Source organism: Acetobacterium wieringae, assembly GCF_001766835.1.
Classification (GTDB): domain Bacteria; phylum Bacillota; class Clostridia; order Eubacteriales; family Eubacteriaceae; genus Acetobacterium; species Acetobacterium wieringae.
Genome location: NZ_LKEU01000027.1, coordinates 113,558 through 139,319 on the forward strand (window position 1 = coordinate 113,558; position 25,762 = coordinate 139,319).

Here is a 25,762-nt window from a genome sequence, read left to right on the forward strand (position 1 = left end):
AAAAAACAGATGTTTTCCGATCGGCAGATTATGAATGTCCAGCTGGTTTGTGAAGAACTGGTGCTGGCCATTCTATTGCGGGCCTTTCCCAGAGCCAGTGTCACACTTTTAGTTGAGTATTCGGATTTAAGCGGTGAGGTGACCATCCAGGCCAGTTTTTCCGGGGATGCCTATGATCTGGCGCAGAGCAATGAAAATGAACTATCCCTGGCGATCATCAACACCTATGCAAAATCGCTTGACGTGAGTCATGAAGCGGGCCGAAATACGGTTAAGGTAATTATTTAACCAGCCCAACAAAAATAACTCACGTTGCGCTCGACGAACGATGATTTTACCAAACGCCTCCGAATCAAAGCCGATTCGGAGGTGTTTGACGTAGTAAATAAATAGGATTGGCTGCGAAAACGGTTTCAATTCGGTGAGTGATTATGCTATACTGAGGAAAAGGTAAAGCCGACATTTACCCAAATAGATTGAATCAGGGGGATAATAAAATGGCTAACGTGTTTTCTTCAAAGGCCTTAGAGGCCAATCTTAATCAGACCCGGGAAACCCATATTGAAATCCCGGAGCAACAGCAGTGGTTCGGTGAATTATCAAAAGAGTACTGGGGGATTCATAAACGGACCCAGGAATTTTTAATCGAGCTCAATCATAAATATCGTAATAATCGCTATGTCATCGAGTCGCTGCAGACCATTTGTCTGGGTGATATCTGGCTCTATCATGATCTACCGGAGTCAGAACAGGCTTTCACCGTTCTGGTGGAGATAATCCGCTCAGTGCTGCGATCCAAACTCAAAGACAGCCAGCGGACGCTGCTCAGCCAGGTTCTGATCCGTTTTATGGATCGGCTGGCCAGTTTTGATGCGTATCCCAAAGCGGTTATTTTTTTATGTATCGATGTCCTTAAGGAGGATATGGCTCAGCATGAACTGCTTTATGTCAAGAATTCCGGTGTGTTCAAAATTTATCTCAATAAGGTGGCAGCAGAGCCTGAATTTGCTGAAATTCTGGAAGCGATCGTTGCACATCTTCTGGATCAGTGCATTGATTTCTGGGAGCAAAGCTCTCAGGCCGAGGTTTGGTTTAACTCCCGGCAGAAATTGTTCCCCCATTTACAGGCAACCGATATTGAGGCCATTGGGCAGGTATTTTTTGAAGCTCTCAGAACCCGTCGCCAACAGGCGATTCATTGGCCGGAACTTAAGGAGCAGCTGTTCTTCAATGACATCGCCAACTATTTCCGCAGTTTTTCAGAAAAATTTCCGACTCATATCGAAACCATCTATTATCTGTATTATCTCCTGCATTTACCGGGCATGGCAACTCTGAACGACCATCTGATCTACGATATCAACCGGAATCTGGGCAATATTTTTGATGAACTGGATTCCCAGGATATTACCGAATTTATCAACACCATCATGGCCGAGTTTCAGGAACTCAGGCAGGAGCATGGCGATACCGTGCTGGACTGTCTGCTGACGTTGGGTAAAGAAATCATTGCCACCGGGGATCGAGCCAATATCGATTATTTTACCAAAGCGCTGATCGGACTGGGTTTTAACGCTCCGGGGAAATTAAGTCTCAATAGTGACTGGCAGATTCTGATTGATTCGAACCACGTTAAAAATATTCGGGTCTGGCTGGAATTAATCGAGGAAGATCCTCGGGCGATGCGGGAGCTGTTGGCGGCGCTGATTGTCAACCTCAAGCTGGGGGGGATCTTTATTTCGGACACTGATCTGTTTCAGCGGGATATTACCCGGCTGCTTAACAGTCAGATCACCCCGGTTTACCGCGAAATCAAGCAGCTGGCCCGGATATTTCCGGTCTATTTCAAAGAAATCGGCGCCGAGGGCGAGCTCCGGGATGTGACCACTGCCATTGATGAGGCCTCCCGGCGCAAGGATCGACTGATTCATTTTATGCGCAAACAGATCCATATCGAAAGTAACAATACGCATATTGATCTGGCCCGGAAAATCATTACCTATTGGTATGACGGCAATAAGGAACCGCTAAAGGAGCTGATTCCCCAGGAAATTTATGAAAGTCTTGATCCTCAAAGCAAGTGGTTTAGCCGACCCCATGACACGATGATCGGGCTGTGTCAGGAGCTGGAAACCACCCCGGTTGGGCTGTTACGTCTGGATATTGAGGCGATCCGGGCGGGATTGCACCGGTTTGGTTCGGAACAGGGGCTGGACAACAAGCGGGTACTCGATCTTTTTCGGGTTTATTTCCTGCTGCTGGAAAAGTACTCCTTTGAATTTGATGATGTGCTGGCCATGCTCAGCGGTTACAGCCCCAATCTGACTGGTGATCTGAGTGAATTAAAAAACTGCCTGAAACAAAATGATCAGGAAGCGGCGATCCGCCAGATTTATCAGCATATGAACCGCCTTAAAACGATTATTCTGGATCCCCGTCCTAGCGAAGCCTCTGAAAACATATATTACAAGCGCCATATCGCCGCCGATATTCCCTCGATGTATGGCGAATATGTGGAGCCCAAATTTGATGCCCTGGGGCTGATGTATCGGCTCGAACGAACCGTAGCCAAACTGATGACCCAGATTACCCAGCCCTTTAACGCTGAGTACATTACGGCCAAAACCTTTCGTCAGATTTATCATATTCTGCTGCTGTTTAAGGATGGCCTGGAGCTGGACGGAATTGTTAATCAGGGGCTTAATTCTCATCTCGATATGCTGAAATTCGGGCTGGCCTCGCCCAGCTTTTCGATCCATCAATATATCAATATTTTTCAGTTTATGGCCAATGATATCAAACAGATTATCAGCGAATACTTTTTCGATCTTTTTGAGATTCCGATGCGGGTTATTATTCCTCAGATTCTGGTGGCAAAACAGGAAAAAGTGGTTGGCGATGAGCGCCGACTCTATCATATTGAATCTGAGAAATTCCTCCGGGACAACCTGTCCACCGCTTTTCTGGTTCAGGATCTGGATAACTTTATCACCGACACCATCAGCGGGCTGAGAAGCCTGATGAAAAACTATTCCAGTTCCTTTATTGAAAGCATGCTGACATACGACCCGGATATTTCGTTCAGCCTCCTGACCGAAGCCACGCTTGCTATTGATAACCCGGTTTTTCTGGGAGCCAAGGCTTATTTTTTGAAGAAGCTGATCAACTATGGCTTTCATGTTCCGCCGGGATTTGTGATCACCACCGAAGTATTCCGGCACAAGGAAACCATTGAGGGCCATCCGGATATGCGGCGGGATATGGATTGGCAGATCCAAAAACATATTGCAATGATTGAGACGATCACCGGCCAAACCTTTGGCAGTGCCGAAAATCCGCTGTTCTTTTCGATCCGCTCGGGTTCATCCATTTCTTTGCCCGGGGCCATGAAAACATTTTTAAACGTCGGCATGAATGATGAAATCGCGGCCGCCTTCAGCCAACAGCAGGGCTATGGTTGGACGGCTTGGGATTGTTATCGGCGCTTTTTGCAGAGCTGGGGGATGGCCTATGGCATTGACCGGGATGTGTTTGACCGGGTGATGCTGGAATATAAACAGCAGTGGGGCGTGACGCTAAAAATCAACTTCAGTCCCGAGCAGATGAGAACCATTGCTTTTAGCTATAAAATGGTTTTAACGGACTATCAAATCGAAATTGAAAACGACCCCTTCAAGCAGCTGAAACAGGCCATTGGCTCGGTTTTGGATTCATGGTTTTCGGAAAGTGCCGTCTACTATCGGGATCATCTGCAGATTGCAAAGGACTGGGGCACCGCTGTGGTGGTTCAGAAAATGGTGCTGGGCAACCGTTCGGCCCGCTCTGGTACTGGGGTGGTATTTACCAGTAGTCCTTTTAACGGCTGCGCCGGGATCAATCTTTACGGTGATTTTGCCCTCTGCAGTCAGGGTGAAGATGTGGTTTCCGGCCTGGTCAATACCCTGCCGATTAGCGAGGCACAAAGAAAACGGGATTATCGGGACAGCAGTCTGTCCTTGGAATCGGGCTTTCCCAATATCTACCAGGCACTGACGCGTTATGCGGTTCGACTGATCGAAGAATATGGTTTTGTCCACCAGGAAATAGAGTTTACCTTTGAGTCTGATAACCCGGAAGATCTATATATTCTCCAGACGAGGAATCAGAACCTCAAAAAACAGACAGCTTTTTCCAGCTTTCTGCCAGCACCCAATCAAATGGAACTGGTTGGTCACGGCATCGGCATGAGCAGTGCGGTGTTGTCCGGGCTTTTGGCCTTTGATATGGCGGATATGGAGGGTTTAAAACGACACTGTCCCGAGGCCAAAATTATTCTGGTGCGACCGGATACGGTTCCGGATGATATTCCCTTAATTTTTGTCTGCGACGGGCTGATCACCGCCAAGGGCGGGGTCACCTCCCATGCTGCCGTGGCGGCTGCCAGCGTTGGTAAGGTTTGTATTGTTAAATGTAAGGGGTTGGAAGTCAATGATTCAACCAAAGAATGTACCATCAATGGGCATCGCTTTAAATCGGGAGATCCTATCTCCATCGACGGTGGGCTGGGGAATATTTACAAGGGGAATTATGAGATCGGTGAGATTTAAGGATGGGAGTTAACTTGATAATAGATTACGATATAACGAAAACGAATACGAATAAGTGAGATGGTTTTCGTTATATCGAAAACGATCAGTAGAAATAATTGCGAGTTCTTTTTAGGGAAGCGTGTTTGATCGTGACAGCAGAAACAGCCGAAACTCTACGGAGCGTCGATTGAATAAATTCCATCGATCAATTACTATAGTTCATATGGAGGTACGACAATTGGATTGTAATAAGGTAGGCTACCTACTAAAGGCCTTACGAAGCGAAAAGGCGATGACCCAGAAACAGGTTGCTGAGCGGATGCACCTCAGTGATAAGACCATCTCCAAATGGGAGCGGGGCCTGGGTTGTCCGGATGTATCCCTGCTGGGAGAACTTTCACAACTGTTTGAGGTAAATATTGAAAAAATACTATTGGGAGATCTGGAACTGAATGATATGGAAACTGGAAACTTGAAACGAATAAAATTTTATGTTTGTCCCAACTGTGGCAACGTAATCAGCACCACTGGCGATGCCGAGCTTTCCTGCTGCGGTCGCAAACTGGCACCACTGGTGGCAAAACCAGCCGATGAAAAACACAGAGTAACCATCCAGGATGACGATGGAGAATATTATATTACCTTTGATCACGAAATGACCAAGGCCCATTTTATTTCTTTTGTGGCCTATGTATCAAGTGATCGCAGCTTGTTTGTCAGGCTTTATCCCGAGCAGACGGCGGCTCTACGACTGCCGAAAATGAGTGGCGGCAGGCTGGGCAAAAAGTTTGGCAGCAAACTGTACTATTATTGCAGCAAAGATGGTCTTTGGGTGTTGTAAGCAAAATAGATACAGGTTAAGGAGAATTAAGTTTATGGAAACACAATCAAAAAAAGAATTAAAAGAGAACTATAAAAACAGAAGGGTTGTCGGGGGCATCTTTGGTATTAAATGTCACGGCAATGACCGGATTTGGATAAAATCAACTAAGGATATGACTGGTCAAAAAAACCGCTTTGGCTTTGCTGTTGCCACGAATTCGTGCCCGGAGCCCGCAATGCTGGAAGATTGGAAAGTCTATGGTGCCAAGTCCTTTTCATTTGTCGTACTGGAAGAAATAAAAAAAGGTGAAACGCAGAGCGAGGGAGAGTTTAGTGATGACGTTGCAACGCTGCTTGAAATCTGGGTTGATAAACAAAAGGAAGAACGAATGAATGAACACGCAATTACATCTCATTGATTTTGAAAGCTGGGATCGACGACCATACTTTTATTATTTTACTGAAATGCTGCCGACTGGATTTAGTATGAGTGTGGAGATCGATATGACAGAGGCGTATCATCTAATTAAAAAAGCTGGAAAGAAGTTTTTTCCGGCCTATCTCTATCTGACAGCAAAACTGATTACCGAGCAGCCGGAATTTCGGGTTGCTAAAACGGCCGATCAGCTGGGGTATTATGAGGTCTTACATCCTTCCTATGCCTGTTTTCATGAGGATGACAAAACCATGTCAAATATGTGGACAGAATATGATCCGGATTTTGAAGTCTTTTATCACAACTATATGGAAGATCAAAAACGATATTCTGGGAATCACGGGATTTTGGCCAAACCAGAGCTGCCGCCGCCGAATAGCTTTATGGTGGGGATGGTGCCGTGGACTCAATTTACTAGTTATTCACCAGTCCCCTATGCGAAGGCCGATTATTATTTTCCGATCTTGCAGGCGGGCCGTTTTTTTCAAAAAGAGGGCCGGAAAATGATGCCCTTTTCGATCACTGTTCACCACGCAGTTGCTGATGGTTATCATGTGGGTTTATTTTTGGAAAAATTTCAGGATGCGATGAATCACCCCGAACAGTGGATTGGGCTATGACAAGAGTCATGGCCTTTTTTGCGTAGACGTCGATATAAAACACAAAGTATTGGCAATGCAGTCCACTAAAATGGATTCGTTTGACTATTGACTGACAGCTGTTTCATCAGGGGCCTCTTCGGCCATATAATCCTTGCCCCATTCGCACATGGCATCGAGAATCGGATAAAGGCTCTGGCCGAAACTGGTCAGGGCATATTCAGTTTTGGGCGGCACCACCGGATAGACGGTTCGGGTGATCAGACCGTCCCGCTCCAGCTCACGCAGCTGTTGGGTGAGCATTTTTGGGGTGGCCTGGCGAACGATTTTTTGCAGTTCATTAAAGCGCAAGGTCTGATCAACCAGATTCCAGAGAATTTTTGTTTTATATTTTCCACCGATCAGACTAATGGTGGCATCTATGGGGCAGCAGAAATGTTTTTTTTCGGTCATGGGTTCTCCTTTTGTAGTTTCTTGAATACTTACTATCTTTTTGGGTAGTAAGTGACAAAAAAGTGCATTCTTGTTTTTATGAAAATGATTGGTAAAATGATAGCATGAATCAAGAATAGAAGCAAGAAATAGCCAAAATAGCATGGGTAAACACCCGGCTAAGAAATAATTGGAGGAAGAAAATGAACGTAATCTTTAACAGAACCAGTGTGAGAAAGTATGAAGACAAGGCAGTGGAAGCAGAAAAAATTGACCAGATTCTAAGGGCTGCGATGGCCGCTCCATCGGCCGCCAACCAACGCCCCTGGGAATTCTTTGTCGTTAAGAATAAAGAAACCCTGGCCGCTCTGGCAGACTGTAGCCCCTACGGCGGATGCATTAAGGATGCTGCTGTGGCGATTGTGCCGGTATATCGAAAAGAGATGATGATGCCAGAATTTGCCGACATCGATATGGCTGCCTGTACTGAAAATATTCTGCTGGAAGTCACTGAACTTGGTTTGGGGGCGGTTTGGATTGGGATTGCGCCGTTGGCTGACCGGATGGAAAATGTCCGTAAAGTTTTAACGATTCCGGATCATCTTGAGCCTTACGCTATCGTTCCAATTGGTTACCCGGCAGCCGAAGCAAAGCAGCAGGATCGTTTTGAGGCAGATCGGGTTCACTTTGAATAATTGAAATCAAGCAAAAAAAATCTGACATTTTCGTCAGATTTTTTTTGCTTGATTCTGATAAGTTACTTCACGGCTGCGGCATCCAGTTGCTGCCATTTATTTCCCAAAACCGGTGGGGTATAGTGAATCATCTGATTGACCAGGTCCCCGGGATCAGAAGAAACCAGGACCAGTTTGGTGTTGGAGGGGTTCATAAAGCCTTCGTTGACGATGGTTGTCATCATATTGATGAAGGGGTCGAAAAAGTTGGAAATATTAAGGATACCAATCGGTTTTTTATGAATTCCCAGTTGGGCCCAACTATAGGTTTCGAACAACTCTTCGAAGGTACCGATGCCGCCGGGAATGGCAATAAAACCATCGGACAAGTCAGCCATGGTTTGCTTTCGTTCATGCATGTTTTTAACTTCGATAAATTGAGTCAGCCGCTCATTAATCACTTCATTGGGAAAAAGTCCCCCGGGCATAACGCCAGTAACCCGACCATTGTTGTCCAGCATATGGTTGGCGATTTCGCCCATCAGACCAAATTTTGAGCCGCCGTAGACTAATTCAATATTATTTTTGACGAGCACCAGGCCCAGGGCTTTTGTCATTTCTTGGTATTCGGGACGAACCCCCAGATTGGAACCGGAATAGACACATATTCTTTTCATTGCTGTTTCCTCCCAGGATCTTATAAAAAATTTAATGGATGCATCAGAAGTGATGCATCCAAAAGCATAAGTCATATTAAGAACCTTCATTATATCAATCATGGATTCTTTTGACAAGCAGATCGGTGTAATTTAGGGCTTTACTTAAGAAAATGGGTGCAGCTGTTTCTGGTATGGAGCATGCAAAAAAATGGCAAGCATCGATTTGGGGAGATGGTAAGATTGGCGAAAAATGATGCTGGCAAATTATGAAGATTTATTAAAGATTGGTTAAGTGCGTTGATAAAAGATGCGGCTGATGCTATACTTTTTTCATGATAGAAAAAGGAGCGTGTTGATGAAGCTGGATTACCGCCTCACTGTATTAGTTGGTCTGGGGTTTATGACCATCAGTGCTTTTTGGAGCCTGTATGATTTTGTGATTCCGATGATTATGTTAAAAGCCTTCGAATTTAAGGACACAATGGCAGGGGTGATTATGTCCTTTGACAATGTACTGGCCTTATTCATGCTGCCGTTGTTTGGGATGCTGTCAGATAATACCAACACCAGCATGGGGCGACGGATGCCCTATATTTTAGGCGGTACGGCCATGGCGGTGGTATCCATGCTCCTGATCCCCTATGCCGTAATGGCCAATAAGCTGATCTTGTTTATTGTGGCGCTGGCCTTGGCATTGCTCTCGATGTCCTTTTACCGCTCACCAGCGGTGGCCCTGATGCCGGATGTGACCCCGAAACCACTGCGATCCAAGGGGAATGCAGTGATTAATCTGATGGGGGCAGTTGGGGGGATTCTGGTGTTGGGAATGGTGGCGCTACTGGCCCCGGACAAGGACAACATCAACTACTGGCCCCTTTTTCTCGGTACGGCTGCGGTGATGGTGGTGGGTGTTATTATTCTCAAACTGACCGTTAACGAGCCGGCCGCAGTGATAAAAATGCGGCATGACAGTGCGGCCATGGGGATTGATGTTGAAGAGGCCGAACATGATGAAACCCTGGTAACCCATGAAAAGCTGCCTAAAGCCTATAAAAAGAGTCTGATTTTTATCCTCTTATCGGTGGCTTTATGGTTTATGGGTTACAATGCGGTCACTTCGGCTTTTTCAAAGTATGCCATGGTTTCTTTGGGAATGAAGGAATCCCAAACCGCTTTAATTTTGATGGTAGCCAGCATTGCGGCGATTATTTCCTTTATTCCCGTGGGGATTATTTCCTCAAAGGTGGGGCGTAAAAAAATCATCCTGATGGGGGTGGCGGTGCTGGTAACCGTTTTTGCCACGGCAGCTTTTTATACCGCCTTTAACCCGATGCTATTTGTTTCCTTTGCCTTAGCCGGAATCGCCTGGGCGGCCATCAATGTCAATTCTCTGCCGATGGTGCTGGAAATGTCCAAGGGAGCTAATGTTGGCCGTTACACGGGTTATTATTATACGGCATCGATGGCTGCCCAGGTTGTGACCCCGATCGCCTCCGGGGCCCTCTTAGAACATCTTGGTTATCAAACCCTGATGCCCTATGGCGCTTTGTTTGTGGGGCTGGCCTTTTTAACAATGATGCAGGTTAAACATGGGGATTCCAAACCCATTGCTCCCCGGTCTAAACTGGAGGTTTTTGATGTGGCGGATTGATATGCGAAAAGAGCTTATAAAAGAAGGCCAGAGATGTTTTATTTAATCGTGGTGCTGATTGGATTTTTTTTGCTCTATCTTTTTTTTATCGCTCCAGGGGCAATACCGAACCATTCCGATTCGCTTCTTTGGGAGAGTCATTATGCCCATCGCGGTCTGCATGAAAAAAACAAGGAGGTTCCGGAAAATTCGATGCTGGCTTTTACTAAAGCCGTTGAAGCGGGATATGGCATGGAATTGGATGTTAATCTCACCGCCGATGGAAAAGTGGTGGTTTTTCACGATGACAACTTGCTTCGGGTTTGCGGTGTCGATAAACCGATCACGGAATGTTTATCAACGGAGCTTTCGGATTGTCGGATTGAAAACACGGAACAAAGCATTCCACTATTAAACGATGTGCTGAAGCTTGTAGCGGGACAGGTTCCGCTTATTATTGAACTGAAGAATACCAAAGAATGGCAGCAACTCTGTGTTAAAACCGCAGCGCTACTGGATGACTATGCCGGTGTGTATTGCATTGAGTCCTTTCATCCCGGGATCGTTGGCTGGTTTTATAAAAACAGGCCCGAGGTAATTAGAGGCCAGCTATCCGCTGGCTATCGCAATCTTGGCGGTACACCGTTATGGCAGCGTCTACTGATTGCCTCAGTGGTGACAAATGTGGTCGCCCGGCCCCATTTTATCGCCTATAAGCACGAAGATGCTCACCATCGGCTCAGTTTGAGGCTGTTCCGGCAATTAGGGGGCAAACTGGCTGGCTGGACGGTGCGGGATGGTGATGATCGGGTGAGGTGTATGGATTTTTTTGATGTAATCATCTTTGAGTTTTTTAGGCCTTAGCGGCGCATCATTCGATTTAACAGAAAATAGTCTTAATACTAATCTAGTTTTAATGATTGATTGAGAGAATAAAGGGGTAGATATAGAAACACTAATATAACATAAAACTACTTTGGCGATTACCAAATTAGTGAGTTAATGGTTTGGCGTTGCGATTTAAATTTGAGAGAAAGGAACTGATTGGAATTAGCTTTACAGAAGTGGGTGAGGAAACATGACACTGTATATCATGGCAATTATAGCCATCTTTATTATTTATATTTTACTGTTGCTTCCGGGCAGAATGCCGAAGGAGGTTGATGATCGCCTTTGGACCAGTTATTATGCTCATCGGGGATTGCACGAAAAGGATAAATCAATTCCGGAAAATTCCATGGCGGCCTTTAAAAAAGCTGTGACGGCTGGCTATGGCATCGAGATGGATTTAAATCTTACCGCCGATGGCAAAATTATCGTCTTCCACGACGATAACCTGTTGCGTTTGTGTGGGGTCGATAAACTAATAACGGACTGTACTTATGAGGAACTGCTTGTTTATAATCTCGAAAACACGGAGGAAAAAATTCCCTTGTTTGAAGAGGTGCTAAGCATGGTTGATGGTCAGGTTCCATTAATTGTCGAATTGAAAAATACCAAGAATCTCAACGAGCTGTGCTCAAAAACAGCCGCCTATCTGGATCGTTATGAGGGCTTATATTGTGTTGAGTCCTTTCAGCCATTGATTGTCCGGTGGTTTTATAAAAACCGGCCCGATGTGGTCAGAGGTCAGCTATCGGTGGGGCGCAAAAGTCTCAAGGGATTGGATGTCAAATTGTGGCAATGGTTGCTAATCATTTCATTTGCAACCAATTTTATCACCCGACCACATTTTATGGCCTTCCACCATGGCGATGCCCGGCGTAAACTGGGGCTTAGTCTATTTCATCTGCTGACTGGCAGATTGGTTGGATGGACAGTCCAGGATACCGATGACATTGAGTATTGCAAGAAAAAATTTGATGCAATCATTTTTGAATATTTTGAGCCATGAGTTTTAGTAAAGGTCTGTGCATCTCAAGAAGAGCTGCGGGGCCTTTTTTCAGGTTAATGCAGAAGAAAGAGGAGATTTTAAAAGAATCGCAGAGGATTTGCAAATGAAAATAGACCGACTCATTGGAATATTATCCATCCTGCTACAACAGCAACAGGTAACTGCCCCCTACCTGGCTGAAATATTTGAGGTCTCCCGTCGAACCATTAACCGGGATATTGAAGACATCTGCAAGGCCGGAATTCCGCTGACAACGACTCAGGGAGCGAATGGCGGTATTGCCATTATGGAAGGTTATAAGATCGATAAAACGCTGCTGTCATCAGCAGAACTACAGTCGATTCTGACCGGACTGAAAAGTCTGGACAGTGTGGCCGGAACCAATCAGTATCGGCAATTAATTGATAAACTGGCAGTGGATCGGGGAGCGGCCCGGCCGTCTAACCACATTGTCATTGATCTGTCCTCGCACTACAAAAATTCGTTGGCACCAAAATTTGAAATGATCAAACAAGCCATTGACCAGCGGCGGATGATTGCTTTTTATTACTACTCACCCAAAGGCGAAAGTGGCCGACAGATAGAACCATACTTGATTGTTTATCAATGGTCGTCCTGGTACATCTGGGGCTATTGTCGGGAGCGGTTCGATTATCGTCACTTTAAGCTTAACCGGCTCTGGGATTTGCAGGTGCTGGACGAAACCTATGAACCCCGGGATCTGCCGGAATATAACAGCCAGGAGCAATTGGCCATGCCCAGTCAGATTCAATTGGTGGCAGACTTTGACCCCGCAATGAAATGGCGGCTCATAGACGAATATGGGATAAATTGCTATCAGATAACCACAACGGGCAAACTTCGTTTCGAATTCTGTTTTTCCAGCCGGGAGAATCTTTTTAGTTGGCTGCTGAGTTTTGGTGATGGGGTCGAGTTAATTGAACCGGAAGCGCTGAGAAATGAATTTTTGATGATCACAAAAAAAATCAGTAAAAAATACCAATGATTGAGTTAAACATGACAGACAGGTGTCGTGATTGTGGAGCTATAATGATTAAAAAACGAGGAGGAAGTAGTTATGAAACTTGAAGCACCGATGCTGGTAGTGAATGATATTAATCATTCCCGGGCTTTTTATTGTGATGTTTTTGGTTTGGAAGTGGTGATGGATTTTGGTGAGAATATTACTTTTAATGCCGGGTTTTCGCTTCAGGATAAGGCCCTTTGGGCAAAATTTATCCATCGGGACGAAAAAGAGATTGTCTATCGGGGTAACGATATGGAACTTTATTTTGAGGAAGAGAATCTGGATGAGTTTTTAGCACATCTAAAAAATTTTCCGGAGATTGAATATTTGCACGATGTGGAGGAAGCGGCTTGGGGTCAGCGGTCCATTCGCTTCTATGATCCGGATTATCATATTATTGAAGTGGGTGAAAGCATGGCCATGGTGTGTCGGCGTTTTTATGACCAGGGGATGACCGAGGCGGAAATTGTCGAGCGAACCATGATGCCGGAGGAAGTGGTTAAGAGTTTTATAAAATAAAGTTGAAAACAAAATTCGGTTGAATAAAAATGTAGATTTTAAAAGTAGAGAAGCCCTTCATACACAAAATTTGAAGGGCTTCTTTTACGTTAGTTTTAATAATGATATAATAAATCAGTTAATATTGAGAAAAGAAGGTTATAAATATGAACACAGACATCACTATCCGTTGGGCAGAGCTAGACGATGCGCAAGCATTATTAAATATTTATGCGCCCTATGTCCGGGAAACGGCCATCACTTTTGAATATACCGTGCCGACGCTTTTAGAATTTAAGCAGCGCATGCAAAAAACCATGATGAAATATCCCTATCTGGTGGCCGTTCGGGGAGCTGAAATCCTCGGCTATGCCTATGCTTCCGAGTTTAAAAACCGGGCGGCCTACGACTGGGCGGTGGAAACCACCATCTATGTTAAACAGCACAGCCGTCAAAGTGGGGTGGGTAAAAAGCTCTATCAGGCGCTTGAGGCAGTTTTAAAAAAGCAGAACATCACGAATCTCTATGCTTGCATTGCCTATCCCAATCCCGGCAGTATCGGTTTTCATGAACACCTGGGCTATCAAACCATTGGTCATTTTTCTAAATGTGGCTACAAGCTGGAAACCTGGTATGACATGATCTGGATGGAAAAAATGATTGCGGCCCATGGCATTAAGCCAGAACCGTTTATCAGGATCGGTGATTTAACAAAAAATGAGAAGTGGAAGCCAGAAATTATAAAAAACAGCAAAAGCTAAAAAGTGCAGTGGTTTTAACAAAAAAGCAATAGACAAAACCGTAAAAAAAGAATACACTGTGAATAAAAAATTTTAAAATACTGATATAATACAAATAAAGTGAATAAATTGAACTGGAGGCACATAGTGAAAACGATCAACTTGAAACTGATGCTGATTCATCGCGGAACCCGAACGCATTCGATCACCCAAATTGAGCCGATTGGCCATATGTCGCTGGCGGAAATGATGGCCAGTAAAGGGATTGAGGTAGCGGTTTTTTCAGGGGAGCTGTTAAAAGGGCTGGAGTTTCTGGCAGCGACCGGCTCAGATGGCAATACTGTGGTCGGTTTATACTGTGACTATGAGAATCAGTCGGCGGTTGAAAGTTTTTCCCGGGAAATTAAAAGGCGTTATGGCGCTACTGTACTGGTGGGCGGCCCCCAGACCGTTGGTTTAGGGGAGGATTTTTTGCGGGCCAGTCAGGCTGACGCAATCATGCGGGGAGAAGGGGAATATTCGCTTTTTGAGGCCATCCACGCCCTGCAAAATGAAGCGATCGAAAAGTGGGAGAGCATTCCGGGACTCTGTTCACTTAGAAGTGACGGCAGTTATTATGATAATGGCATTTATCCGGCCATTGAAAATCTCGATGCGCTGCCGATTATTACCGGGACAATTAAATCCGCCCAGCATCAGGGCATTAATCATATGGCAGTCATGTCAGGACGAGGGTGTCCTTTCCACTGCTCTTTTTGTTATGAGGGCGGAAACAGCAAAAATGTAAGACGCCGCAGTGTCGCAAATGTGATGCAGGAAATCCGCTGTCGGCTGAAACAAAACCCCAACGTGAAGTACATCTTTTTCGGCGATGATACCTTCACTCTGGATAAGGAACGGGTGCGAAGTTTTTGCGAACAATTAAAAGAACTGCGGAAGGAACATGATTTTGTCTGGTTTGCTGATGCCCATGTCAACATCGTCATTAAATACCCGGAAATTGTCAAAATGATGGTCGATGCCGGGCTGGTACGGATGCAGATCGGCATTGAAAGCTGTAATCAGCATATTATTGATATCTATAATAAAAAGATCAAACGGGAAGGCCTCTTTGAGGTCATTGAAATCTGTCAAGCTGCCGGACTGCCCCAGCTGGTCGGCAACATTATCATTGGCGGCGCTCTGGAAACCCGGGAAAGTCTGGACTATACCTTTGATACCGTCAATCAAATGATTAAAGCCGGTCGCGGGATGGTGGAGGTGGTCAGCACTTTCTATATGCCATTCCCGGAAACGGCGATGTCCAAAAATCCCCAAGCTTTTGGTATTTATGTCAAGGATGAAGGGGCTCTGACCTCAGTGGGGGATTTTCCGGTGATTGAAACCGCCACCCTGAGCATTGAAGAAATCTGTGCCGCCCGGAATGAATTTTTCGAAATGAACACCCGGCTGATGCGCAAGATGCTCAGTGACGGTGAAATTCCCGATGAAGTGATTCTAAAAAGCTATGCCCTCAGTGAAAAATATGGCCTCAGCGGCATGTGGCAGGGACTGGCTTACTCCCGCTACCCCTATTTTGATGCCCAGTACAAGGCCCGGATCCGGGGTGACAAGCTGACCAAAGACTATGACGAGGAGACGGTGTTTGCGACTCATCCCCAGCGGATTGCGCTACTGTCGCTAACCCCCGAGCTGGCGGCCGAGATTCCGGTATTAAATGGCTTTGTCTATTCCCCCTTTGAATTTGAAGTATTAAAATACAGTTCTGGCAAAGTGTCCATGCTGGAGATGGCCGAAATACTTTTCCCAGCCTATCAGCACAGTTTTGAAAACTTTGAAGCTTTTAAAGAGCATTTGTTGCAGACGATTAAAAAACTGGAGCAGGTCGGTATGTGCGTTTTATCGGGGGCACTGACCGCCCAGACAACCGATCAGCAGTGGCAGGTTCGGGAAACAACCGGGGAGAACATTGTGAAAAATAAGTTCATACTTTTTAAATTATCAACAATTGGGATGGAAATCGCTGGCTTCAGCCGAAATGGTGCCTTTCTGGGCATTTATGGCCTGGCCAGCTATCTTGATGCCAATGGCTATGATGCCATTGTCTGTGAATGCCGACCCGATCAGACCATCGATTACCTGAAGCGGTATCCGTTTCATGAAATTTGTGGGATCGGCTTTTCGGTGGATTTTGAAAACAAGCACGTGGTTAGAAAAGTCAGTGCGGCCATTACCGAAACCTATCGGATTCCGGTGCTGATAGGCGGACCGGAAGCAATTTCTCTGGATGAAGACTATCTGCGCCAGTCACAAGCCACCGCCATTGTCAGGGGTGAAGGTGAGTTGGCGATGGTGGCGGTGTTGGAGGCGATAAAAGCCCAGCAAAGTCTTGATAAGATTCCCGGTATCTTTTATCTAAACGAGAGTGGCCAGGCAATTGATATGGGTGAAGGCCCGGTGGTGGAAAATCTTGATGAACTGCCTTTCCCGGCCTACGACAAAAGCATTACCCCGATTGACTTTTCCAGTCTCTATCTGATGAGTAGCCGGGGCTGCCCCTACCACTGTGTTTTCTGCCATGAAGGGGCCTTAAAACGGCCGATGCGACAGCGCAGTGTGGCCAATGTCATAGCCGAAATGAAATATTTTCTGCAAAAATACCCGGAGCTGAGTTATTTTAAATTCTGTGATGATACCCTGGTCACTAATCCCCAATGGCTGGATGCGTTTTGCCGGGAAGCCAAAGCCTTGCAGGCAATCCGGCCCTTCCAGTTCTATTGTGAGGCTGATGTCGTGTCCTTAAGTCGAAGACCGGAAGTTTTAAAAGCGATGGTGGATGCGGGCCTGAACCGCCTTCAAATTGGCATTGAAACCGTGGATAAAGAGATGCTCAAAGTTTACCGCAAAAATATTTCCCCGGAAATGGTCGAAACGGTCGTAAAAGCCGCCTATGATGCCGGGGTGCAACAGGTCTTTGGGGCGCTGCTGGTGGGGGGGCCTTTTGAAAACCGGGAACATATTGAAAAAAATAAGGCTTTTGGAGCCAAGCTGTTGCGATTGGGCCCGGGGATGATGGAAATTGCCCCCAGTATCGTAATGCCTTATCCGATGACGGATATCGGCCTACACCCTGAAAAATACGGCCTGACAATTTATGACCGGCAGGGGCTGAGCAGCATTTCTGATTACCCGATGATGGACAGTGAAACCATGGATCGCCGGGAGATCATGGGGGCCTATCAGGAATATCTGCAGAGTTTTGTCGATGAAGTCAAAATCATGCTGAATGATGGGGAGCTCACACATGAAGATATTTTAAGATGCTACCAAACAGCGCTGGCGGTAAATGGCCCTAAATATTGGATTAATATTATATCGCATCATAAACCGACCTTAACGGCCTACTACACCATGCTGGCCCGGGAGGCTGCCAGTCGGATCGTCGATGTGGATCGCCAGGAACTGCCGCACTGGCGGCCCCAGCGGTTAATTGAGATGTGGCGGGATGTTGATTTTTCCCAGGGCTATCCGCTGTTGTGGGGGGAGGCACTATCACCCTTTGAATATGAAATCATGAAATACGCAACCGGCAAAAGCACCATTGCCACCATGACCGAGCTGCTTTATGAGCGTTTTGGTAAACCATTTGGTGAAGGGCAGGATGAATTAATGGAACGGATCATTGAAACCCTGAAAGTTTTTGATAAAAAATATTGGCTTCTTGTTGTTCCGTTCTAGAAAAAGGGTAATAAAATGAAGATACTCCTTTGTAATGTGTCAAAGAAATATGAAACCCGGGTTCATGATTATCTGGGGCTCTTTTATCTGGCCGGAGCCCTGGAAGCGGCGGGTTTTGAACCCCTGGTTTTTCATGGAAAACCGGAAGAGCTGCTCGAGCAAGTCAAACAGAACCAGCCGGACGCCGTGGGCTTTTCCTGTGATTTTGATAATGTTTCGCTGATTGCTGATTTGTCGCGAAAGATTAAAAACGGCTGGGAGATCCCCGTTATCGTCGGCGGCCCTCAGAGTATCGCACTGGATGGGCAATTTCTTAAAGAAAGCCAGGCCGATTATATTCTAAGCGGTGAGTGTGAAGTGTCACTGCCGCTGCTCTTAAAGACGGCGTTAAACGATGAGGGCAATTTAAATGCGATTAACGGACTGGGGATGATCAGGGACGGGGTTTTTACGGTCACCCCGCCGGAAATTATCAAAGATCTGGATGCCCTCCCATTGCCAGCCTACCACGCTTCCCTGCATATTGATCACGCCTATGGCAAACTGATTTTTACCGGTCGGGGCTGTCCCTACCACTGCGCCTACTGTGCTCCCAGCCCCGGCAAACAGCAGGTGCGGTTGCGCAGCATCCCCCTAGTTCTGGAAGAAATCAAACTCAACTTAGAAAACAATCCGGAACTTAAATACATTATTATTATGGATGACGCCTTTACTCTCAGTCGGGAACGGATTGAAGAATTCTGCCGGGGGATGAAGGAAATCCGCAAAGACCGCGACCTGGTCTGGTATTGCGAATGCCATGTTGGCCGAATCAAAAACTGGATGGACGTTCTGCCAACGATGATCGATGCTGGACTGATCCGGCTGCAGATTGGCATTGAGTCGGGTGATCAGCAGGTGATTGATGCCTATAACAAGCACGTCAAGATCGATGACATCGTTGAATTTGTAACCTACGCTGCAGATTGTGGGCTGACCCAGATTGCCACCAACTTTATTGTTGGCGGACCAGCGGAAAGCCCGGGAGCAACCGCAACCCTGATAAAAACGCTGATCGATCGGGCTCCGGGTATTATTGATATCATCACCGGCTTTTTAAGAGCGTATCCTGGTACCGAAATCATGGATAATCCGGAGAAGTTTAATTTAGTACTGCATGATCAGTCGGGCCGCTTGTCCGGCGATGATTATCCCTTTGTCACTCCAGTGGGATGCAGTCAGGATCAGGTGATGAAAAATCGTCAGGAACTCAACAAGGTGATCCGCCAAAGTATGCAGAATAAAATCAAAAATCATGAGTTAAAAAATGAGGTGGTGCAAAAGCAATTTAACGCCGCCCTGAAATATGGCATCCGCAGCCGCTGGTTTGAGGAAATTGCCGCTAATCCCAGAGCCTATGAATACTATTATGTGCTGTATTTAAAGGAAGGGCAGGCCTTTGAAAGATCGATGGATTTTTCCAGCGATTATCCCCAACGCACCTTTGAATTATGGCGCACGATGACCTTTACCGAAGGCTTCCCCAAACTGGATGGGATGGCGCTATCACCGCTGGAGTATGAGCTGCTGCTGCGTTGTGCCGGGAAAAGAAGTCTGGCCGAGATCGAAGTCGAATTATATGAACATTTCGGTGGACCGTATCACGATCCGGCTGAATTCCATGGAAAATTAGTTGATCTACTGGATCAATTTAATTTTAAATATTGGCTGACACATTTTGTGATTTAGCCAAAATCTTTTAAAAGGAGGAAGAAAATGAGTATTGATGGTGCAAAAGCATTGGCCGCAAAAGTATTAACCGATGAGGCTTTGGCAAAACAACTTGATGGTGCTAAAACTGAAGCAGAATTTGATGCAGTGGTTGCAAAATTGGGTTACAGCTGTACCGCAGCTGAATTTGATGCTGCTTTTAAAGAAGCACAGACAAAACAACCAATCAGCGATGATCAACTGGATCAGGCTGCTGGTGGCTTAAGTATTGTTGGTGTAGACTACGCATTCACAGCAACACAAACCGCTCGAGCTTAGTTATTAAACAACGAAGGGGATTTTCCCCTTCAAATTACTGACTCAAAACGATCATTCGGATAAAGTCAGTAATTTAAAGGGGAGAAAGACAAGAACCGATAAATAAGAAGTGACTCAATCTCACGCCGATTACGAGTAAAATTTTTTATTCATTGTGACTGTTCACCTATTTTTGAAAATTAACTGACTCATTTCATGATTCAGTTGAAATCGTGAAGAAAGGAGGAAGAACATGAGTATCGATGGTGCAAGAGCATTGGCTGCAAAAGTATTGACGGATGAGGCCCTGGCAAAACAAATCAATGAAGCCAAAACAGGCGCAGAGTTTGATGTGATTGTTGCAAAATTGGGTTATACATGCTCGGCTGCTGAATTTAAAGCGGCTTTTAAAGAAGCAAAAGACAAACAGCCAATCAGTGATGATCAATTGGATCAGGCTGCCGGTGGCCTAAGTATTGTTGGTGTGGATTATGCATTTGTCGCAACGGAAACGGCTATGAGTTAGAAAAACTGAAGGGGATATTTCCCCTTCAAAGTACTGATTGGAATAACAGTCAGTAGTTTAAAGGGGGAACGGTGCAGATGGAACTATTATTAATTAAATCACACCGCTATGTCAGCGGTTATATTCCTGGTAGTAATTTGGGAATGAATATATTGACCCAATTATTAAGACAAAAGGGCTATCAGGCCGAGATGTTTCAGGGGTATGCCAAAGAAGCCCTGGATTATGTGGTCGCATTGATGGAAACAGCGGAAAAACCCAAAATTATCGGCTTCTACTGTGATTTTAACAATATTCACTGGATCAAAACCTTTGCCCAGGAAGTTAAAAAGCGCTATCCCGAGGTGATTCTGTTGGCTGGGGGTCCGCAGACAGCCGGGATGGACGCTGAATTTTTAAGGGATACCGCCATCGCAGCAGCCTGTATCGGTGAAGGGGAAGAGACGATCCTGGAGCTGATGGATTATTTTATAGGCAGGAAGGGTTCGCTCGAAGCGATTCAGGGAATTGTGTTCCTTGATGAAACGGGCGCCCTGGTGGAAAATGAGCCGCGAAAGCCGCCGGAAGAACTTGATGCAATTCCCTGGCCCGACATCACCCTGACCAATGATTACAAGCATTTCGGCCTACTGCCGATTTTAACCGGTCGGGGCTGTCCGTTTGGTTGTACCTTCTGCTATGAAGGGGCCAATGCCAAACGGGTTCGCCGTCACTCTGTGCCATCCTTGATGGATGAAATCAGAGCCAACTTCAAACGCAACCCGGCCATTAATTATATTAACTTTCTCGATGATACCTTTACTCTTGATCATAAGCGGGTCGATCAGATTTGTGACGAAATAAGTGAAATCCGCACAGACTACGATTTTGTCTGGTTTGCCAGCGCTCACATTTCGACCATTGATAAGCATCGCGAGATGGCTAAGCATCTGGCTGATGCCGGTCTTGTCAAAATCTTTTTTGGGCTGGAATCCGGCAGTGACCAGGTGTTAAAAAGCTATAATAAAAAAATCACCCGGAAGATGGCGGTGGATGTTATCAATCACTGTGTTGAATCGGGGATTCACGGGATCTCCGGCAATATTATTCTGGGCGGCCCCCATGAAACCCGGGAAACCATCGCCGAATCGGAGTCATTGATTATGGAACTGCTCTATAATGCCCCGGGTCAGTTTGAAACCGCTTATTTTTCGTTTCTGCCCTACCCCAAAACCCCAATTACCCTTCATCCGGAGAAATTCGGGATGGCCATTTATGAGAATTTGATTGACTGCTGTAATGAGGATATTCCCCTGTCCCGCACCGAAACACTGGATTTTACCGATCTGACAACGATTCGCCTGCAGGCGAATAAGCGGTTACAGAATGAAATGCGTAAAATTTACTTTGACGGAAAAATTCCCGAAGCGGTAATTCTCGATTCGTATCGTCTCGGTCGACAATATGGCGTTTTTACCCGCTGGAATGATTATGTCTATAAAAATATTCCGATTGACGATGCCTACTGGAAAATGCGGGCCTCGGAGGAGTACCTTCTTCATGCTCAATTGGGAAAAAACGATGAAGAGGCCATCGTTCACCGTACCTTTGAATTATGGCTTTATACCGATGTCAGCGGCGAAAAGCCGCAGATATTTAATCAGGTGCTGGATGAAATCGACTATACCCTGCTAAAACTTTGCAATGGCAAACTGTCAAAAAAGGAAGTGCTGCGGCAGGGCAGAATGAAGCTCGATCCCCTGGGCAAAAATCCTGATTTTTACAATCAGGCCCAGCAAGCCCTGAATAAAATGGAGGGTTATAAGTGGATTTTATACCGGAAACCATAAGCAGTAAACCCGAAGTTTTACTCATTTATACCCAACGGATGATCCGGGGACGAACCTTTGAAATGATTGAAAATCTGGGGATTTTAACCCTGGCGGCCCAGCTCAATGCCAATGGTTTTAAGGCCAAAGCCTACACCGGCATTACAACCGATGTGGTAAAAACCATCAAAAATCTGAAAGACCGCCTCTTTGCGGTCTGTTTCTACTGTGATTTTGATAATCGTTCGGCAGTGGCGGCGATTTGTAGTGATTTAAAAAAGCATGAGCACTTTTATGTGGTGGTGGGTGGTCCCCAAACCCTGCATATGACGAAAAAAGATCTAAAAACATATCAGGCCGATGCGATTATTAAGGGCGATGGTGAAGAAACCCTCTTAGCCTGGCTAAGTGCCAGGGTTCGGGGTGAAGATGTGCTTATCTCGGGCGAACTTCGGTCAGATGAGAATGCCGATTACGTCTATCTGGAGGATTTCGCCAAATATGAATGGCCCCGCAACGAAGATGTCCTTGAGTTTCAGGAGCGGCCGCTGTTGTCAGTAATTACGGCAAGAGGTTGTCCCTATCGCTGTGCCTTCTGTTTTGAGGGCGGAAATTCCAAAAACCTGCGGCTGCGTCGGGCCGAAGATGTCCTGGCTGAAATTGAAGAACGACTAAAAAGAAGCACCCGCCCCCGCTACCTGTTTTTTTGTGACGATACCTTTACTACCCATCCGGTCAGACTGAAGCAGATCTTAGCTGGCTTGAAAGCGCTTAGGGAAAAATATGATTTTGTCTGGTTTTGTGAAGGCCATCCCGGATTCCTGGTCAAACACCCCGAGCTGATCCGGGAAATGATTGACAGCGGCATGGTGCGGATGCAGATCGGGATGGAATCTGGAGTGGCTGATGTGCTGAGAGCCTATGGTAAACAGGCCAGCCCCGCTGATATCAAAAAAGTGGTCGAGCTTTGCTACGCCGAGGGCTTACCCCAGCTAACCGGCAACTATATTATTGGTGGGGCCTTTGAAAGCCCTGCTACTCTGGCTGAGACCACAAAGACAGTGCTGGCGCTGCTGGAGCTGGCACCGGGGATGCTCGACATCTCAACTACCTTTATTATGCCCCTGCCCGGTACCGAGATTTATCAGCACCCCGAAAAATTTGGAATCACGCTGGAAGATCGCGAATGTCTGACCAACCTCGAGGATTTTCCGGTCAACCATACCGAGGCCCTGTCATTACCGGAAATCTGCATGGCGCGTTCCCGATTGATTACGGCGGTTTCTAATAAAATGAAACAGCAGTTTAAAGAGGGTTTGATTCCTAAAACACGGATTTACACGGACTTTAAGCTGGCCTTTAACTATGGCATTGCCGCGGGCTACCTTAAATTTATCTATGCCAAAGACCCGATTATGGTGGCCTATTATCAAAAACTGATCGAGTATCAGGGGTTGTTAAAAGAATGGCATGAACTGAGTGAGTGGGAGAAAAATAACGCAGTGATCCAGATGATTCCGGATTTTTCGCTGCTGGATATCAATGGTTTCAGTCCGGTCGAACTTGACATTCTGGCTGGCGCTGGCCGCTTTACCATCGCAGAAACGGCAGCCAGGCTAAACTGTACCCCGGCGGATCTGAACATACCGCTAAAAAGCCTTAGTGACCGCTATCTGATTTTATTTTCAGCGTTTATTTAGACTAAGAATTATCCCAACGTAAGGAGAAGGTTATGAAAAAACACCTGATGGTATTATCGATACTAGCTATAATAGTCAGCGGTGGATTGCTTTGCTTTGGCTGTGCAACAGAAACCACCAAAACCAGTACACTGTCAGTGGATGTGGTTTATCCATTCTCGGAAGATTATAGCCAATCCTTCAAAAATGGCATTGAACTGGCCGCCCGGGAGATCAACGATCAGGGCGGAATTCTTAATCAGGCCATCGAAGTAAACTACAATGATGATGGGAACAACACCAATACAGCAGTAGAGGTAGCCACCCGAATCGCCGAAAATCCGGGTTTTCCAATTGTCATCGGCCATCGCAGTACCGACGATGTGCTAAAGGTGGGCAGCATTTATCACCAGAACAACAAGCTGCTTTTTGCCCCGATTATTGCCAGCTCGAAACTGAATCTGGCTCAAAATCCGGGGGCTTATCTTTGTGCGCCGTCCGACGATGCCATGGCCAGTGAGCTGGTTGGCAGTATGGCTGCCCAGGGAATCAGCCGGATTGCGGTCGTTCATAGCGCTGGCAATACCTATGGCAAAGACTTTATTCAAAAGGTAGAAGAACATGCCAATGCGATGGGAATCGAAATTGTCGATGCGGTTTCGTATCTGCCAAATCTCGATTATTTCCGCTATTATGTTAAAAAATGGGACAGTATGGGGGCTCAGGCGATTGTTAGTGCCTGTGTCGGCAATGACATCACAGCGCTTTATGAGTACCTGGAGAAAACCGGCAATACCCGGCCAGTCTTTGCCAGTTATGACATTGAGGTTCAAGCGTATACCATTCCCCAAAGTATGAAAAACCTGATCCAGGTAACCAGTTACTTTAACAATACCGCCACCGCTGGTGCTGAGGCCGCATTTATTCAGGACTATCAGCAGGCTTATGGTTTGACACCGGATTTGCCGGCTGCCCAGGCCTACATGACCATGCATCTGGCAGCAGATGCGGCCAACCAGGCCCAAAGTCTGGAAACGGAGGCGATAAAAAAAGTGTTGGCCGAAAACAGTTTTGAGACCGTCTATGGTAGCTTAAGCTTTGATAAACGGTTAATCAGTGGGATACCGGTATTTCAGAAGATCTATTTAAACGATCAATTGGTGCCCCGTAATAATAACACAGGGGGAGGTAACGGTGGTGAATAAATCAATCTTTCGGAATAAAGCGGATAAAGGCACTCCCAAAAGTGAACATGCAGCTCTGATGACGGTCATCGGTCCGGGAAATCTGCTGATTTTATTGGGTATTATTATTTTTCTGGTGGGTGTGATGATCTATGCTGTGACCGTTCCCATTAATATTACCACCACCACCGATGCGGTGGTGGCCTATGGTGAGGGAACCGTGGATGTGGTAGTTGAAAACGAAGGAATCCTCTCGCAACTGGCCGTCTCCAATGGCGATTATGTCACCCGGGGGGATTTGCTGGGGGTATTGACCACCGAAGCAACGGCAACTTGGGTCAATAATGGCGCTGTCTTGACCGATCAGCAAAAAAGTCTGGTGAAACGGCAAACAATGATTGTAGCCATGGAAAGCGGTGTGATCTCCAACCTGAATTTTCAGGATGGGGCATATATTCCCAAAAATTCGACCCTGGGCAAAATTGTCAAGCGGGAAAATGAAGACACCACAGTGGTGGTTCAGGCCTATTCCAGTTATGAAGGAGCGGTTAACGTCAAGCAGGGGGATAAGGTTTTTGTTGATCTGGAATCGGTCAACAGTGATCAGTATGGGTATTTAAGAGGGATTGTCCGCAGCGTTACGCTCAGTGGTTTGTCCCAGGATGAAGAGAGCCCCATCGAAATGCTGATTATTATTGATCCCAAGGTTGATGATCAGGGGAATTATATCTGGACCAAAGAAAACAATGGCTTTAACGGTGAAATTACCGCCGGAACCTCCGGTACAGCGACGATTTTCACCGATCAGCTTTATCTCATTGATCTGATTATTTCCTAGAAA

21 protein-coding genes are annotated in these 25,762 nt (G+C 46.1%); 19 read left to right on the top strand and 2 right to left on the bottom strand.

Features of this window, described 5'->3' with window-relative positions; all coding sequences use genetic code 11:
* Positions 1-497: 497 nt before the first annotated feature.
* The 4 genes from ACWI_RS07420 to ACWI_RS07435 all read left to right on the top strand — a co-directional run bounded on the left by ACWI_RS07420 (position 498) and on the right by ACWI_RS07435 (position 6,446).
* Complete coding sequence (locus tag ACWI_RS07420) at positions 498-4,586, top strand: PEP/pyruvate-binding domain-containing protein (protein ID WP_070370797.1); 4,089 nt, start codon at positions 498-500, stop codon at positions 4,584-4,586.
* A 220-nt stretch (positions 4,587-4,806) separates the two neighbouring features.
* A complete protein-coding gene (locus tag ACWI_RS07425; protein WP_070370798.1) occupies positions 4,807-5,409 on the top strand; it encodes a helix-turn-helix domain-containing protein in 603 nt (200 codons plus the stop codon).
* Positions 5,410-5,443: 34 nt separating this feature from the next.
* Positions 5,444-5,809, top strand: a complete 366-nt coding sequence (locus ACWI_RS07430; protein ID WP_070370799.1) for a GIY-YIG nuclease family protein — start codon at positions 5,444-5,446, stop codon at positions 5,807-5,809.
* Positions 5,784-6,446, top strand: coding sequence for a chloramphenicol acetyltransferase (locus ACWI_RS07435; protein WP_070370800.1), 663 nt, complete (start codon positions 5,784-5,786; stop codon positions 6,444-6,446). Before ACWI_RS07430 ends, ACWI_RS07435 begins: the two co-directional genes overlap by 26 nt.
* Positions 6,447-6,530: 84 nt before the next feature.
* Here ACWI_RS07435 and ACWI_RS07440 read toward each other — a convergent pair whose 3' ends face one another.
* The gene (locus tag ACWI_RS07440; protein WP_070370801.1) at positions 6,531-6,878 is read right to left on the bottom strand and encodes a winged helix-turn-helix transcriptional regulator; all 348 of its coding nucleotides are present in this window, start codon (positions 6,876-6,878) and stop codon (positions 6,531-6,533) included.
* Positions 6,879-7,060: 182 nt separating this feature from the next.
* On the opposite strand from ACWI_RS07440, the gene ACWI_RS07445 reads away from it, so the two are divergent.
* A complete protein-coding gene (locus ACWI_RS07445; RefSeq protein ID WP_070370802.1) occupies positions 7,061-7,552 on the top strand; it encodes a nitroreductase family protein in 492 nt (163 codons plus the stop codon).
* A gap of 62 nt (positions 7,553-7,614) precedes the next feature.
* Here ACWI_RS07445 and ACWI_RS07450 read toward each other — a convergent pair whose 3' ends face one another.
* Positions 7,615-8,208, bottom strand: coding sequence for an LOG family protein (locus ACWI_RS07450; protein WP_070370803.1), 594 nt, complete (start codon positions 8,206-8,208; stop codon positions 7,615-7,617).
* 337 nt (positions 8,209-8,545) lie between these two features.
* On the opposite strand from ACWI_RS07450, the gene ACWI_RS07455 reads away from it, so the two are divergent.
* The 14 genes from ACWI_RS07455 to ACWI_RS07520 all read left to right on the top strand — a co-directional run bounded on the left by ACWI_RS07455 (position 8,546) and on the right by ACWI_RS07520 (position 25,759).
* A complete protein-coding gene (locus ACWI_RS07455; RefSeq protein ID WP_070370804.1) occupies positions 8,546-9,841 on the top strand; it encodes an MFS transporter in 1,296 nt (431 codons plus the stop codon).
* A gap of 33 nt (positions 9,842-9,874) precedes the next feature.
* The gene (locus ACWI_RS07460) at positions 9,875-10,684 is read left to right on the top strand and encodes a glycerophosphodiester phosphodiesterase family protein (protein ID WP_070370805.1); all 810 of its coding nucleotides are present in this window, start codon (positions 9,875-9,877) and stop codon (positions 10,682-10,684) included.
* A gap of 214 nt (positions 10,685-10,898) precedes the next feature.
* Positions 10,899-11,714 carry a glycerophosphodiester phosphodiesterase family protein gene (locus tag ACWI_RS07465; protein WP_070370806.1) on the top strand — a complete coding sequence of 272 codons (816 nt, stop codon included), beginning with the start codon at positions 10,899-10,901 and terminating at the stop codon, positions 11,712-11,714.
* A 103-nt stretch (positions 11,715-11,817) separates the two neighbouring features.
* Positions 11,818-12,720 carry a helix-turn-helix transcriptional regulator gene (locus tag ACWI_RS07470; protein WP_070370807.1) on the top strand — a complete coding sequence of 301 codons (903 nt, stop codon included), beginning with the start codon at positions 11,818-11,820 and terminating at the stop codon, positions 12,718-12,720.
* A 72-nt stretch (positions 12,721-12,792) separates the two neighbouring features.
* The gene (locus ACWI_RS07475; protein ID WP_070370808.1) at positions 12,793-13,260 is read left to right on the top strand and encodes a VOC family protein; all 468 of its coding nucleotides are present in this window, start codon (positions 12,793-12,795) and stop codon (positions 13,258-13,260) included.
* Positions 13,261-13,406: 146 nt separating this feature from the next.
* Positions 13,407-14,000, top strand: a complete 594-nt coding sequence (locus ACWI_RS07480; protein WP_070370809.1) for a GNAT family N-acetyltransferase — start codon at positions 13,407-13,409, stop codon at positions 13,998-14,000.
* Between the two features lie 126 nt (positions 14,001-14,126).
* On the top strand, positions 14,127-17,717 hold the full coding sequence (locus ACWI_RS07485; protein WP_070370810.1) for a B12-binding domain-containing radical SAM protein: 3,591 nt from the start codon (positions 14,127-14,129) through the stop codon (positions 17,715-17,717).
* A 15-nt stretch (positions 17,718-17,732) separates the two neighbouring features.
* On the top strand, positions 17,733-19,445 hold the full coding sequence (locus ACWI_RS07490; protein ID WP_070370811.1) for a B12-binding domain-containing radical SAM protein: 1,713 nt from the start codon (positions 17,733-17,735) through the stop codon (positions 19,443-19,445).
* 27 nt (positions 19,446-19,472) lie between these two features.
* Positions 19,473-19,745, top strand: coding sequence for a Nif11-like leader peptide family natural product precursor (locus tag ACWI_RS07495; RefSeq protein WP_070370812.1), 273 nt, complete (start codon positions 19,473-19,475; stop codon positions 19,743-19,745).
* 232 nt (positions 19,746-19,977) lie between these two features.
* Positions 19,978-20,250, top strand: coding sequence for a Nif11-like leader peptide family RiPP precursor (locus tag ACWI_RS07500; RefSeq protein WP_070370813.1), 273 nt, complete (start codon positions 19,978-19,980; stop codon positions 20,248-20,250).
* A 77-nt stretch (positions 20,251-20,327) separates the two neighbouring features.
* Entirely contained in the window at positions 20,328-22,079 is a 1,752-nt protein-coding gene (locus tag ACWI_RS07505) for a B12-binding domain-containing radical SAM protein (protein ID WP_070370814.1), read from the top strand.
* The gene (locus ACWI_RS07510; RefSeq protein ID WP_070370815.1) at positions 22,055-23,758 is read left to right on the top strand and encodes a B12-binding domain-containing radical SAM protein; all 1,704 of its coding nucleotides are present in this window, start codon (positions 22,055-22,057) and stop codon (positions 23,756-23,758) included. The genes ACWI_RS07505 and ACWI_RS07510 overlap by 25 nt, the downstream gene beginning before the upstream one ends.
* A gap of 32 nt (positions 23,759-23,790) precedes the next feature.
* Complete coding sequence (locus ACWI_RS07515; RefSeq protein ID WP_070370816.1) at positions 23,791-24,942, top strand: ABC transporter substrate-binding protein; 1,152 nt, start codon at positions 23,791-23,793, stop codon at positions 24,940-24,942.
* Positions 24,935-25,759: an HlyD family secretion protein gene (locus ACWI_RS07520; RefSeq protein ID WP_070370817.1), complete on the top strand. Its 825-nt coding sequence runs from the start codon at positions 24,935-24,937 to the stop codon at positions 25,757-25,759. The genes ACWI_RS07515 and ACWI_RS07520 overlap by 8 nt, the downstream gene beginning before the upstream one ends.
* The last annotated feature ends 3 nt before the right edge of the window (positions 25,760-25,762 follow it).